This window comes from Idiomarina baltica OS145, from assembly GCF_000152885.1.
Lineage (GTDB): Bacteria > Pseudomonadota > Gammaproteobacteria > Enterobacterales > Alteromonadaceae > Idiomarina > Idiomarina baltica.
Genome location: NZ_CH672403.1, coordinates 41,038 through 55,425 on the forward strand (window position 1 = coordinate 41,038; position 14,388 = coordinate 55,425).

The 14,388-nt window shown below is 47.5% G+C and carries 13 protein-coding genes; 1 reads left to right on the forward strand and 12 read right to left on the reverse strand.

All coding sequences use genetic code 11. The features are described 5' to 3' along the window. Nucleotides 1-80 precede the first annotated feature (80 nt). Nucleotides 81-1,499 (forward strand): serine/threonine-protein kinase, encoded by a 1,419-nt coding sequence (locus tag OS145_RS01635; RefSeq protein WP_006954241.1) that lies wholly within the window; start codon nucleotides 81-83, stop codon nucleotides 1,497-1,499. Here OS145_RS01635 and tgt read toward each other — a convergent pair. The 12 genes from tgt to tkt all read right to left on the reverse strand — a co-directional run bounded on the left by tgt (nucleotide 1,475) and on the right by tkt (nucleotide 14,357). Continuing rightward, on the reverse strand, nucleotides 1,475-2,590 hold the full coding sequence (gene tgt / locus OS145_RS01640) for a tRNA guanosine(34) transglycosylase Tgt (protein WP_006954242.1): 1,116 nt from the start codon (nucleotides 2,588-2,590) through the stop codon (nucleotides 1,475-1,477). The two genes, OS145_RS01635 and tgt, sit on opposite strands and share 25 nt — an antisense overlap. Nucleotides 2,591-2,610: 20 nt before the next feature. Next, complete coding sequence (queA, locus tag OS145_RS01645) at nucleotides 2,611-3,660, reverse strand: tRNA preQ1(34) S-adenosylmethionine ribosyltransferase-isomerase QueA (protein ID WP_006954243.1); 1,050 nt, start codon at nucleotides 3,658-3,660, stop codon at nucleotides 2,611-2,613. A 99-nt stretch (nucleotides 3,661-3,759) separates the two neighbouring features. Beyond that, on the reverse strand, nucleotides 3,760-4,656 hold the full coding sequence (locus tag OS145_RS01650; RefSeq protein ID WP_040487576.1) for a hypothetical protein: 897 nt from the start codon (nucleotides 4,654-4,656) through the stop codon (nucleotides 3,760-3,762). After that, nucleotides 4,653-5,279, reverse strand: coding sequence for a hypothetical protein (locus OS145_RS01655; protein ID WP_006954245.1), 627 nt, complete (start codon nucleotides 5,277-5,279; stop codon nucleotides 4,653-4,655). The genes OS145_RS01650 and OS145_RS01655 overlap by 4 nt, the downstream gene beginning before the upstream one ends. Continuing rightward, the gene (locus tag OS145_RS01660) at nucleotides 5,272-5,823 is read right to left on the reverse strand and encodes an RNA polymerase sigma factor (protein ID WP_006954246.1); all 552 of its coding nucleotides are present in this window, start codon (nucleotides 5,821-5,823) and stop codon (nucleotides 5,272-5,274) included. The genes OS145_RS01655 and OS145_RS01660 overlap by 8 nt, the downstream gene beginning before the upstream one ends. 117 nt (nucleotides 5,824-5,940) lie before the next feature. Then, nucleotides 5,941-7,209, reverse strand: a complete 1,269-nt coding sequence (locus tag OS145_RS01665) for an inorganic phosphate transporter (protein ID WP_006954247.1) — start codon at nucleotides 7,207-7,209, stop codon at nucleotides 5,941-5,943. A 13-nt stretch (nucleotides 7,210-7,222) separates the two neighbouring features. Further along, nucleotides 7,223-7,903 (reverse strand): TIGR00153 family protein, encoded by a 681-nt coding sequence (locus OS145_RS01670; protein ID WP_006954248.1) that lies wholly within the window; start codon nucleotides 7,901-7,903, stop codon nucleotides 7,223-7,225. Between the two features lie 290 nt (nucleotides 7,904-8,193). Then, nucleotides 8,194-9,006 carry a DUF481 domain-containing protein gene (locus OS145_RS01675; protein WP_242603638.1) on the reverse strand — a complete coding sequence of 271 codons (813 nt, stop codon included), beginning with the start codon at nucleotides 9,004-9,006 and terminating at the stop codon, nucleotides 8,194-8,196. A 35-nt stretch (nucleotides 9,007-9,041) separates the two neighbouring features. Beyond that, nucleotides 9,042-10,106 (reverse strand): class II fructose-bisphosphate aldolase, encoded by a 1,065-nt coding sequence (gene fba, locus OS145_RS01680; RefSeq protein WP_006954250.1) that lies wholly within the window; start codon nucleotides 10,104-10,106, stop codon nucleotides 9,042-9,044. 28 nt (nucleotides 10,107-10,134) lie between these two features. Then, on the reverse strand, nucleotides 10,135-11,316 hold the full coding sequence (locus tag OS145_RS01685; protein ID WP_006954251.1) for a phosphoglycerate kinase: 1,182 nt from the start codon (nucleotides 11,314-11,316) through the stop codon (nucleotides 10,135-10,137). Nucleotides 11,317-11,348: 32 nt separating this feature from the next. Continuing rightward, complete coding sequence (gene epd / locus OS145_RS01690; RefSeq protein WP_006954252.1) at nucleotides 11,349-12,359, reverse strand: erythrose-4-phosphate dehydrogenase; 1,011 nt, start codon at nucleotides 12,357-12,359, stop codon at nucleotides 11,349-11,351. A 12-nt stretch (nucleotides 12,360-12,371) separates the two neighbouring features. After that, the gene (gene tkt, locus OS145_RS01695) at nucleotides 12,372-14,357 is read right to left on the reverse strand and encodes a transketolase (RefSeq protein ID WP_006954253.1); all 1,986 of its coding nucleotides are present in this window, start codon (nucleotides 14,355-14,357) and stop codon (nucleotides 12,372-12,374) included. Between the last annotated feature and the right edge of the window lie 31 nt (nucleotides 14,358-14,388).

Genomic DNA, 14,388 nt, shown 5'->3' on the forward strand with positions numbered 1-14,388 from the left:
CAACGTCTCTGATTGCCCGGCTGATAACTCTGTCTGTACACTCAAAACAGGTAAAACCTAATAGATTAAGGATTTTTGATTTGGACGAAGCTTCGACCAATACAAAAAATGGCCTACAATTTCCGTACTCAATTCCCGAGCGTTTTCGTTGTCGTGATTTTTTGGGTAGCGGAGGTAGTGGCGTTGTTTTTAAAGCGTGGGACGAGCTACTCCAACGAATGGTTGCCATCAAGTTCATCAAGAATCCAACTTTTCTTTCTCGGCAACGACTTGTCGCAGAAGCCCGAGCCTTAGCCAAGTTGAACCACCCATCGCTATGCGGTGTTTATGATGTGGGCGAACCTTCTGAAGACCACTCTTCTCTTTATATGGTCATGGAGCTGATTGAGGGTCCCCGAGTGACCGAGCTTGCTGGTCAGCTGAGTATTAACGATGCGGTCAAACTGGTATTGCAGTTGGCTGAGGGGGTCAGCCATATGCACAGCGAGGGCCTTGTTCATAACGACATAAACCCCACTAATGTCATTGTTAAATACGACTCGAGTGACGAATCGATTCCGACACTAATTGACCTTAGTATTGCAGGACGCGCATCATCCAACCGTCACAAAGGCTTTGGTGTCAGCCCGCTATTTTCAGCTCCGGAACAACGCGGAAGTGAACCCAATACTAGCGGGCGTTCAAAAGCAGTAGATATTTATGGGTTGGGTGCGCTGCTGTTTTTCCTAGTCACGGGTCAAGCCCCCTCTGACGAACCCCAGCGCCAGCTCAAACAATACGCTGATCGCTGCCCGACTCGCCTGCGCAATATTATACTTAACTGTTTGCACCGCGATCCAAACGAGCGCACCAGCAGCGTACAACTATTAGCACAACAATTAACTGATTACCGATACCGCCGTTTTCCATGGCTGGTGCCGGCATCAGTCACCTTACTCGTATCCTCACTCGTCGCAACGATCGCGATCAGTATCATGCACTATCATTTCGCTGATAGTGCAACGGCTGAGCGCACCGAAGTGGTCGAAGCAGGTAGTCATATTGAACAGGCGCTTGCCCACAGTCACTACGCTCGAGAACTGATCGAGAGCAATCAACTGGAACGGGCAAAGCAACAGTCGTTACTCGCCTTAAACTACTTTAAGAGCTCTTTTAAAGAGCAACAACATAGCACATCGGTTGCTGCTGAGATGACAGAGTTGCTCGTCGCCATTGCACCTTTGCTCAGTCGTTCGGAAATGAATGCCTTATTACTCGAGACCACGACTTACTTAGAGAGTGAAAAGCCCGAGGAACGCACTGCAAAATATCATTTAGCTCTGGCACGACTCTATCATCAGCTTACGCTATTGCAGCAAGACAAACCGAAACAAGCCGAGCAGTGGGAGCGCGAATCATTGCGAGCCGCGGCGCGCGCGCTCGCAATGAAACCTAATTCGCAGGAGATCAGAAGCTTTTTCACCCAACTGGATGCTCAGTCAAGCGAAGGAACCGATTGACCGCGAGCGGCATAAAATGCATTTACATAATCGTCAAACGTTCCTGCATCAAGCGCATCTCGCATGCCTTGCATCACGCGTTGGTAAAAATGCAGGTTATGAATTGTGTTCAGACGCGCACCTAGCATTTCATTGGTACGATCCAAATGATGTAGATAAGCGCGTGAGTAGTTTTTACAGGTATAGCAATCGCACTGCTCATCGAGTGGTGAGGTGTCATTGCGGTGCACCGCATTACGGATTTTAATGACACCCGTTGACACAAACAGATGACCATTACGTGCGTTACGCGTTGGCATCACACAATCAAACATATCAATACCACGGCGCACTGATTCAACCAGATCCTCCGGCTTACCAACGCCCATCAAATAACGAGGCTTATGTTCAGGCATTTTTGGCGCAGTGTGCTCAAGAATACGCATCATATCTTCTTTAGGCTCGCCAACGGAAAGACCACCGACAGCATAACCATCAAAACCGATATCGGTGAGTCCTTCCAACGAGATATCACGCAGTTCTTCGTACATTCCGCCTTGGATAATACCAAATAATGCAGCATCGTTGCCTTCATGCGCAGCTTTTGAACGTTGAGCCCAACGCAAAGACAGCTCCATTGATTTACGCGCCTCTGCTTGAGTCGCTGGATACGGCGTACACTCATCAAAAATCATGACAATATCAGAACCCAACTCACGCTGAACTTGCATGGATTTTTCCGGCGTTAGCAAAATTTTCTCGCCGTTGATAGGCGAACGGAAAGTCACACCCTCTTCATCGATTTTGCGCAGTTCACCTAGACTAAAGACCTGAAAACCACCGGAATCCGTTAAAATCGGCTTATCCCAGTTCATAAAATCGTGGAGGTCACCGTGTTGCTGAATCACTGACGTACCTGGACGGAGCATTAAGTGGAACGTGTTACCCAAACAAATCTGAGCGCCAGTCGCCTCGACCTCTTCCGGTGTCATACCCTTGATGGTGCCCAGCGTACCTACCGGCATAAATGCAGGCGTCTCAACGGTACCGCGCTCAAACACCATACGCCCTCGACGCGCGCGCCCTTGAGTTTTATCTAGTTCAAATTTCATCATTACTACAGTCTCAATTCTTATCGTAAAATTAGCATCGAATCGCCATAACTAAAAAAGCGATATTTTTCATCAATCGCCTGTTGATAGGCGTTCATAATCAATTCTTTACCGGCAAATGCGGATACCAACATAATCAAGGTGGATTCAGGTAGATGAAAGTTTGTTACCAAGCCATCAATGACCTTAAATTCATAACCGGGATAAATAAAGATATCCGTATCATCAAAAAATGGAGCAATAAGTTCGTCAGTAGCCTGCGCCGCCGACTCAAGTGAACGCACCGACGTGGTTCCTACAGCAATTACACGTTTGCCCGCTTGCTTCACCTTTTTAATTTGCTCGCATACCTTCGTATCGACTTTGGCATATTCGCTATGCATAACGTGTTCTTCAATCGAATCGACACGCACAGGTTGGAACGTTCCGGCTCCAACATGCAAAGTTACATAACCGAATTCGACGCCTTTATCCTTAAGCTGCTGCAAAATGGCGTCATCGAAGTGCAGTCCAGCCGTTGGAGCAGCCACTGCACCTGGCTCTCGGTTATAAACGGTTTGATAACGCTCTTTGTCAGATTCTTCGTCCGGACGATCGATATAGGGTGGGAGGGGCATATGGCCATGTGCTTCGAGTAACTCAAGAACGGTCTCCTGATGATTAAACTCAAGCTCAAACAACGCATCATGGCGTGCCAACATCGTTGCTTTTACCGCTCCTTCGAGTAAAAACTCGGCACCTGGCTTAGGTGCGCGATTGGCTCTTACATGCGCTAAAACCCGACTGTCATCTAACATGCGCTCAACAAGCACTTCAACTTTGCCACCCGATGTCTTCTCTCCCAATAAACGGGCAGGGATGACGCGAGTGTCGTTGAATACGAGTAAATCACCCGCTTCCAGTTGATCCACAATATCCGTGAATTGACCGTGTTCAATACGGTTTTGTTGAGCTAAAACTCGCAACATACGACTTGCTGTACGTTGTTGCTGAGGATATCGAGCAATAAGTTCGTCGGGTAAGTCAAAGCTAAAGTCGCTGACTTTTAAACCCTCTGACGCATATGACATGTTCCGTAAAATCCGCTGTTTCTATCAAGTGCGCGAATTTTACTCGAAACAGGGCAGCCTGTCACGGCTGCCGCATAGGAGAATAGAACACAGAGCCGACTAAAATTTATATTTCTGTGCCTGTTCTAGTAAATCAGCAGGCTCACTTTCACATGCATTGATCGCTGATTTTTCAAAAACATAAATATTGTCTAAACGCTTTTTGTCACTAACAGACGCATCACGAATGACCAAACTCACCTGTTCGCTGTCTGGTAGAGACTTCAGTGTAATACCGTAATCACATAAAACGCGAGTGAAAACCTGCTCGATAGCTTCAATACTTTTCTCTTGCGTGAGCAGTCTCTCTTTTTGCACCTTTTCTTGCTTTGCTTTTAGCGTTTTTTTCATTTCGTTCAGCTCGATATCAAGCTGCTTTTGTTGAGCTTTGAGCTCAGCTAAGCGCGCCTCAAGTTCCTCCTTGTGCGTCTTCATCTCAGCTTTTGACGCTTTATCCTGCACGTCACGCTGAAACTCAATGTCTCGAAGCTCTCGATTCAAGTCGCGCACTTCCCAAGCAAGTTCTCGCTTTTGTTCAACGAGCTCAAACCACTCATCTGAATATTCGCCACTAAACTGACTTAATACGCGGTGTGCCGTGCGTAGACCTTCTTCAACGACCCGATCCAGCTGGAGATCCTTAGCAAAACCACTCATCTCCGGCATTTCCGGCGGCATAGGTGGTTCTGGTACGTCCGGGGCTACAATACGCCATGGCATGCGTGCTGAACGAACAAAAAACACCACACCCTGGCCTCTAAGATAAGTGAACTCGACATCGTCCAGTCGTGAACTCTCTCTGCCGTCTTGTTGCTTAGCCGCCGTCGTCAAAATATCTTTGAAAATTTCAATTTGATTCTTCAGTCCTTGATGATCAGCTTCTTGTGCAATGCTCGCGGTCGCAGGCAACATCAGTGCACTGGCGATACTGAGCGATAATAACCAACGTTTCATCATTGATTCTCCTCTTTTAATAGAATCGGTTGCTGCGCAACTTGGCGCAATTGCGCGGTATAAAAATTTAAATCCTCACTGCGCGTTTCATTCATGTACTCAACTAATTGACTCATATCGTCTTTTCGCTCGGCACGATTCGTTGCCATTATATAAGTTGCGAGCTGGGCGGTTGACGTTGATAATTGCTCTCTAAAATTAGCTCGCAGCGCCTTTTCCTGCTTAGCTAATGCAATATTCTGTTGCTGTTCAAATACACTGAGCTTTTGCTCCACCACAGCAGCTACGCGTTCATCAAACTGTGCCGTTAATTGCTGTTTAACCACAAGCACAGACACCATCGCAAGTGCAGCACAGGAGAACGCAAACGCGGCAAAGCTCCACGGGTTCGCCCAGCGGTTTACTCTTGGCTGTGGACCTGTTCCCTGGCGATTCCAATCAGGCACGCGTTCACCTTGGTAGCCGTCGGCTTGCTGTTGCATCCAGCGTATCGACTGCATGCGTTTATGTAATTCGGGTGCATGAGCAGCTAACTGCTCCGCTAGCTCTAGTTCAGCCGACTTTGATAGGTGCCCATCTAGCCATTGCTCGAACTGTAATTCGTAATTCGATTCGTAGTTAGCCATTAATTACCTCCAGCTCACGCTTTAACTTCTCGACTCCGCTATACAGCCGTGACTTAATCGTATTTTCTGACTCTTGCAACTGCGTTGCGATAGCGCGTGTCGTAAGATGTTGAAAAAACTTCAATTCAACTACCATGCGTTGCGCTAATGGCAGCGCTCTAATCGCTTTGACCAACGCAGCTTCTTGTTGTTGGTCACTCAGCTCCGGTTCTGGCTGACCAAAAGTAGACTCGTCTATCAGATCCGTTTGTAGTTCATTGTCTAGCACATCAATGTGCCTACGGCGGTAGAACTCAACGCATCGACGATGAGCAATGGTCATTAACCACGGCTTAAATTTATCATCTTGATTCCAGTCTTTAAGACTTCGAAAAACGCTACTAAAGGTGTCTTGAAGTAAATCAAATGCGTCATCGGGACTCGGCAACATGCGTACGCCGTAGTGATAGACCAGCTTCTCGTATCGCTTTACCAAGTCGACCCACGCGGATTGATTACCTTTGAGCGCTTGACTGACGAGCTTTTTATCGCTTTTTTTAAACACTCGTGCTTCCATTGCTTTTGGTTTAGTAATTAAGTCGATAGTGGCTGGAAAAAAGTTTTAATGAAAGCAAAAAAAAAGCTCGCGGCTAAGCGAGCTTCTTCTCAGGAACACGAGGAGTTAAGCGGCAAAGATGCCTTTTAACATGTAGAAGAACATGATGGACATAATCGCTCCGGCGGGTAAAGTCACCACCCAAGAAACCACGATGTTACGTACAACACCTAGGTTCAACGCAGCGATACCACGCGCCATACCTACACCCAACACGGCACCGACGAGGGTTTGGGTCGTCGAAATTGGTAAGCCTGTGCCTGATGCCAGCACGACCGTCGAAGCCGCCGCCAATTCTGCAGCAAAACCGCGACTTGGCGTGAGGTGTGTAATGCCTTTACCGATGGTCGCAATTACACGTTTACCCAGCATCGCAAGACCTGCAACAATACCGAATGCACCAAGTGGCAAGATCCACCATGCAAGCTGTGCTTTGCTCGCAATTTCACCACCACTTGAGACAACACTTACAACCGCTGCAAGAGGTCCAATGGCGTTAGCAACATCGTTTGAACCATGAGCAAATGCCATCGCACAGGCTGTTACGACCATAAGCACCGCAAACACTTTCTCCACATTGGTGTAGTGCATATCTTTATCGGCCGACTCTTTAAATTTCAGGCGTCCAATCGCAACTTTACCAATGAAGAAGACTACGATCGCTATACCAATCGCCCATGCAAAACCTTCAGCCGTACCCATACCGAGTCCAACGTGCTTAAGACCCTTTTTGATGGTTACCAGTGATAAGACAAACCCAGCTAAAGCCATGTAAAAAGGTACATATCGTTTAGCGCGCTTGAGGGGATCCTCTTGGTCAAAAATAAGCTTCTGCGCACTCATAAAGATCAAATACGCAATAAAGCCGGATATCGCGGGTGTAATAACCCAACTACCGACAATCCCTCCAACTTTACCCCAAGAAACAGCATCAACACTGACGCCAACGGCAGCAAAACCAACGATAGCACCAACGATTGAGTGGGTTGTCGATACTGGCCAGCCAAGAAACGAGGCAATTAGGAGCCAAACACCGGCGGCTAATAGCGCCGAGATCATACCGAACACAAGGAGCTCGGGCTGGTCGACAAAGTAAGCTGAGTCAATAATACCTTTACGTATCGTTGAGGTTACTTCGCCACCGGCTAGGTAGGCACCTGCGAACTCGAAAATCATCGCGATGAGGATAGCTTGTTTTATCGTAAGCGCTTTAGAACCGACTGAAGTTCCCATTGCGTTTGCAACGTCATTAGCGCCCACACCCCATGCCATGAAAAAACCGAACACGCCGGCCATGACAATCAGAATTAAGCCGTAAGAACTGATAATATCCATTGATAGCTCCCGTTTAGACTCGCGCTAACATCAATTCGAAGCGTGCGCCTACACGTTCAGACAGGTCGGCTAAATCACCTACCCAATCGAGAATACGATACAAAAACATTGCATCGAGCGGGTTCATGTCGTTTTCAACTTGACGGAATTGCTGACGTAACTTGACCTGCAACTCATCAGTATCCGCTTCAATTTCGTCGAGCTCTTTAATGAAATTATCAACTAAAGTACGCTCACGTCCGCGGAAACCAGTTTCCAAAAGGTCATCGAATTCACCAATGGTGTCACGTGCTTTTGCAACTGCATCAATACACCGGTTTAGATAGCTGTTAAAGCCCTCAACCAAATGTGCAGGAATTTGTAATTGGCGCCCTGTGATAAGGCCAGAGATATCTTTCGCTTTGTTAGCGATACGATCTTGCTGAGAGACTAACTCTAGTAGGTCAGTCCGCTCAACGGGCATGAAAAGTCCGCCGGGGAGGTTCAAACGGATATCACGTTTTAGCTTATCCGCCGCTTGTTCAAGCGTTACAATACGTTTACGCTGTTCTTCAGCAGCGTCCCAGTCGCCCTTATAAACCGCTTGAAAGAAGTCTTTCAATGACTCCGCACAACGATGTACTTCATCGATATGTTCAATCATCGGTTTAATAGGTGACTTTGCGAATACACCTAAAAACGAATTTACAGACATAACAGGTCCTTGGATTTTAGCCGATGTTAGCTGGCGCGAATAGTAACTAAATCGCCCCCTAAATAAAACCGCTAACAACCGATATAACCTTGATTTAAGCAGACGTTGAATAGAGAACTATTCAATCGCCCGATTATGCTGAGCAACGATACTGTCTACTCACCTAGTCTCCAAAGTAGACTAATTATCGTTATGTGGAAAATATACTACAAAAATATGACACAAATATGACAAAGCCTCTTCCAGTAAAACTGAAAGAGGCTTTTTTTATATTAATCGGCTGAACGAGTTTAGAACGTATAAACAACAGTTACCGCGGTCTCAGTGTCGAGGTTTTCAATGTCTTCATTCGCAACTTCAGAGTTGTGAGTGCCCGATACCGACACTTTTAACGCCAACGATGAGTTGATATTGGAAGAAATTGATACTTCAGCTCGGCTTTTCGTGTTTTCTTCACCAATTTCAGAGGAAACTAATGCATTAAAACGCGAGTTTTCTGAAATATCCCACGTCATACTGCCCGCTAAACGTAAGATTGCTGAACCTTCAGCTTCTAGCGGGTTTCGGTTTTCATCAACCGGCTTCACACGAGAATAACCCGGACCGACTTCATAGTCAGCATACAGATTTTCGCTGTAGCGATAGCGTGCTCCGTAACCGATAGCTAATGTGCTCTGATACTCATAGCCACTGTATACATCCTCTTCATAGGAGCCGAATATGAACAATGATGACTTACTGTTTGGCTCAAACTTATAGTTTGATTGCGCCGATAAAAACAAGCGATCTGCTGTCTCGGTTGTTTCACCTGTGTCTTGGTTTTCTTGTTCTGCCGTGTAGTAATCCAAAACACCTTTATGGCGCCAGTTCCTGATATCCTTTGCGACATTTAGTTTGGCCTTTAAGCTTTCCGTTTCGGTATTACCCGTCGTGAATAACAGACCAAACTCGGCACTTGCTTCCCAAGCCTCTTCCGTTGTCGTATCCATATCCTCGGCATCGTCAAACATAAACGTTTGAGCCTGCACACCAAATGGTAGAAGTATACTTGCTACTAATACTGATAAACGCACATTAACCCCACTTTGCATGCGAGCCGGCACGCCGGCTCGTTCATGAGCATCCGCTCTACTTTACGTTACTTAATGACAGCCTTCAAACTGCCCGCCTCGTACAATTGAAACATTTTTTCCAATGTAATGGGCTTGATTTTGTCTGCTTGACCTTCACAACCAAACGCTAAGTACCGATCTTCACAGATCTTTTGCATCGCGTCGGTAGCCGCTTGCAAATACTTGCGCGGGTCAAAATTACTTGGATTTTCAGCCAAGTGACGACGCACTGCGCCTGTTGAAGCTAAGCGAAGATCCGTATCAATGTTGACCTTACGAACACCGTTTTTGATACCTTCTTTAATTTGCTCAACCGGCACACCATAGGTTTCTGGTATTTCGCCACCAAATTCATTGATGATTTTCAGCCAGTCCTGCGGTACAGAAGATGAACCGTGCATTACAAGGTGCGTATTAGGAATACGACGGTGAATCTCTTTAATACGGTCAATCGATAAGATGTCACCCGTAGGCGGGCGGGTAAACTTATATGCGCCGTGTGACGTTCCACATGCGATAGCTAACGCGTCAACATCGGTCGCAGCAACAAAAGCCGCCGCCTCTTCAGGATCAGTCAACAATTGGTCATGTGACAGTTTACCTTCAGCGCCGACACCATCTTCTTCGCCAGCCTCTCCTGTTTCAAGCGAACCGAGGCAACCCAATTCACCTTCGACTGATACCCCACACGCATGCGCCATCTCAACGGTTTGCTTAGTAACACGTACGTTATAATCGTAATCCGCTGGTGTTTTACCATCGTCAAGCAATGAGCCGTCCATCATGACCGAGCTGAAACCCAACTGAATTGAACGCTGACACACCGCCGGTGACGTACCGTGGTCTTGGTGGACAACCACTGGAATATGAGGCCACTCTTCAACAGCCGATTCTATTAAGTGACGCAAAAAAGGAGCACCGGCATACTTCCGAGCCCCTGCTGAGGCTTGCACAATGACCGGGCTATTGGTTTTATCAGCTGCCTGCATGATCGCGCGCATTTGTTCTAGGTTGTTTACGTTAAAAGCAGGAACGCCGTATCCATTCTCTGCTGCGTGATCAAGTACTTGTCTTAGTGACACAATGGCCATGTAATTCTCCTTAGTTTTCGGCGTGCATTTATGCGTCTTGTGCGCGCTGTTCTAAAATTTCTACCGCGGGTAACTTTTTGCCTTCTAAAAATTCAAGAAATGCGCCACCACCCGTTGATATATAACTTATCTTATCAGCGATATTAAACTGATCAATCGCAGCGAGCGTATCTCCGCCGCCAGCAATTGAAAAAGCCTCACTGCTGGCTATTGCATTCGCCATTGATTCGGTGCCTTTACTAAATGCCTCAAATTCAAAGACCCCAACCGGACCGTTCCATACGATAGTACCAGCTGCTTTCAGTTTCTCTGCCAGCATTTCTGATGTTTTAGGCCCAACATCAAATACCATATCTGAATCCTTGATCGATTCAACGGCTTTGGTCTCTGCTACTGTATCGGCGCTGAACGCCTGTCCCGTCACAACATCAACAGGCAACGGAATTTCTGCATTCTTTGCTTTGGCAGCCGCCATCAGACGTTGCGCCTCAGGCACTAAGTCTTTCTCGTACAAAGACTTTCCGACATTGTGCCCTTGGGCTGCGATAAAGGTGTTTGCAATACCGCCACCGACGATGAGTTGATCGACAACCGTCGAAAGCGATTCCAACACAGTAAGCTTTGTCGAAACCTTAGAACCGCCAACAATCGCGACCAACGGGCGTTTAGGGTTATCAAGTGCTTTACCGAGCGCATCAAGCTCTGCGGCAAGCAGCGGTCCGGCGCACGCCACAGGCGCATATTTTGCGACGCCATGTGTTGAGGCCTGGGCACGGTGTGCTGTACCGAAGGCATCCATTACAAACACATCACATAAGTTTGCCAATTGCTGAGCTAAAGCATCATCATTCTTTTTCTCGCCCTTGTTGAACCGCACATTCTCAAATACCACCACTTGCCCCTGCGCGACATCGATGCCATCAAGGTATTCCTTCGCTAAAGAAACCGGTTGCTCGAGTGCGTCGTTCAAGTAATCTGCTACAGGTGCCATCGAATATTGTTCTTCATACTCGCCCTCTGTCGGACGCCCGAGGTGCGACATCACCATCACTTTAGCACCCTTTTCGAGTGCCAATTTAATCGTGGGTAGTGCTGCTCTTAAGCGCGCATCCGAGGTGATCTTTCCATCTTTTACCGGAACATTTAAATCTTCCCGTATCAATACGCGCTTGTTTTGTAAGTCCAAATCAGTCATCGCTATGACAGACATTGAATCCCCTTACTCAGTTGAGTTTTATATAATTATTGCTGTGTCATTAATTCAGTCGTTTCTAACAAACGGTTAGCGAAACCCCATTCGTTATCGCACCAACATAAAAGTTTTACCAATCGACGATGACTCACACGCGTCTGAGTTCCATCAACAATGCACGAGTGCGGGTCATGGTTAAAATCAATCGACACCAAAGGCTCTTCAGTATAGTCGAGTATTGCTCGTAACCCTTTGGAAGCTGCATTTTTTATCAATCGGTTAACTTGTTCACCATCGACATCGGTTTGTAGCGTGACGCTTAAATCCATCGCTGTCACATTTGTAGTTGGAACACGTACCGCGATCGCCTCAAAGCGACCGTGTAAATGAGGTAATATGCGTTCAATCCCGCGTGCTAGCTTTGTATCGACAGGGATAATTGACCGTCCCGCCGCTCGTGTGCGCCTTAAATCAGGATGATAAGCATCGATGACTTGCTGATCATGCATTGCCGAGTGGATCGTAGTGACCGCACCTGATTCAATGCCAAAAGCGTCGTCGAGTAATTTGATCACCGGTACAATGCAGTTCGTTGTACAAGAGCCATTCGATACGATGCGATGCTCAGGCAATAATACATCTTGGTTGACCCCAAAAATGATAGTCGCATCCATATCAGGCGTGCCGGGTTGCGAGAACAACACCCGGCTCACACCCGCGTTTAAGTAGCGCTCTCCGTCTGCATGGCTGCCAAACACACCCGTACAGTCAACAACGATATCGACGCCACGCGCTTGCCAGTCAACGCGCTCAATTTCGGTTTCGTGGCTCAACTTAATCGTATCGCCGGCAACGGTAAGATCGTCATCAGACAAAGTGACTGGAAATTGAAATCGACCGTGAGACGAATCGTACTTCAACAAGTGCGCCATCGACTCCGATGGCGCGGGCTCGTTCACCAAGACAATACTAAAGCGTTGCTGCCAGCCGCGCTCATAGAACGAGCGTAGAAAACTACGCCCGATCCTGCCGAAACCGTTTATTGCGATTCTCTTCGTCAATTCAAACCTCGTTTAGCTCGCCGCGCGAACAACCGCTTCCACGGTAATATCAAAGTGCTCAAAAAGTGCTTTAGCCGGAGCTGACTCACCAAACGAGTTCATACCAATCACAGTGCCGTCTAAGCCAACGTATTTACGCCAATAATCAGCAATACCGGCTTCAACTGCAACGCGCTTACGCACAGCTGAAGGTAATACGTGCTCGCGGTATTCGGCGTCCTGGTCATCAAATACATCCGTGGATGGCATCGAAACAACACGGACATTCATACCTTTTGCAGCCAATTGCTCACGTGCTGCAACCGCTAAGTCGACCTCGGAACCCGTCGCAATCAAAATAGAGTCTGGTGTGCCATCACAATCTTTCAGGATATAACCACCGCGGCTAATGTTATTAAGTTGCTCGGCATCGCGTGTTTGCTGCTGCATCCCCTGACGGCTAAACACCAACGCTGTTGGTTTATCGTTGCTTTGCAACGCACTGCGCCAAGCGACCGCGGTTTCGACTGCATCGCACGGGCGCCAGCAATTGAGGTTAGGTGTTAAGCGTAGGTTAGCCAATTGCTCAACAGGCTGGTGAGTCGGCCCGTCTTCACCTAAACCAATTGAGTCGTGGGTGTAAACGAAAATCGAGGGCTGCTTCATTAAGGCGGCCATACGCACTGCGTTGCGCGCATATTCCATAAACATTAAGAAGGTTGCACCGTAAGGCTTGAAGCCACCATGCAGCGTCACTCCATTCATTATCGCCGACATCGCAAACTCACGCACACCATAGAACACATAGTTTCCGCTCGCGTCGTCAGCTGTTACGCCTTTAGCACCCTGCCATAAGGTTAGATTAGACCCTGCTAAGTCAGCCGAACCACCCAGCAGTTCAGGTAGTTTCGGACCCACCTCATTCAATACATTTAACGACGCTTTGCGTGTTGCGAGGTTTTCAGGGTTAGCTTGCAATTGCTCAATGTAAGCCTGTAACTCGCTTTCAAAGTCGCCAGGCAACTCACCCGCTAAGCGACGTTTAAGCTCTGCTGCAAGTTCTGGGTAAGCCTGTTCATAAGCGGTCCAATGCTTATTCCACGAGGCCTCAATCGCATCACCCTTGTCTTTAGCGTCCCACGCTTGGTAAACATCCTGAGGCACTTCAAAGCGATCATACGACCAATTCAATTGCTTGCGCGCGAGTGCAATTTCGTCATCACCTAATGGCGCACCGTGGCAACTCTCTTGTCCTTGCTTATTAGGCGAGCCAAAACCAATTACGGTTTTACAAATAATCAATGTAGGGCGCTGCGTTTCGCTGCGTGCGCTTTCAATCGCCTGTTTAATGGCATCGGCATCATGTCCATCAACATCACGAATCACATGCCAGTTATATGATTCAAAGCGTTGTGCAGTATCGTCTGTAAACCAGCCTTCGACTTCACCATCAATCGAGATACCGTTATCGTCGTAAAATGCGATGAGCTTGCCTAAGCCAAGTGTACCTGCCAATGAGCAAGCCTCATGAGAAATGCCTTCCATCAAGCAACCATCGCCCAAAAAGGTATAGGTGAAGTGGTCAACTACATTATGTTCATCACGGTTAAACTGTGCCGCCAGAGTTTTTTCCGCTAACGCCATGCCGACAGCATTTGCGATGCCTTGACCTAAAGGCCCTGTCGTAGTCTCGATACCCGGCGTATAACCATACTCTGGATGGCCAGGGGTTTTCGAATGTAACTGACGGAATTGCTTAATGTCGTCAATGCTAAGGTCGTAACCTGTTAAATGAAGCAACGAGTAGATGAGCATCGAGCCATGACCGTTTGACAGCACAAAGCGGTCGCGGTCGGCCCAACTGGGGCTATTTGGGTTGTGCTTTAAATAATCTCGCCATAATACTTCAGCGATATCGGCCATGCCCATTGGCGCCCCAGGGTGACCTGAGTTGGCTTGTTGGACGGCATCCATACTTAGAGCACGGATAGCGTTGGCGAGATGACGACGTTCAGACATGAAAAACCCCCGATTGGTGACACGCAATTAG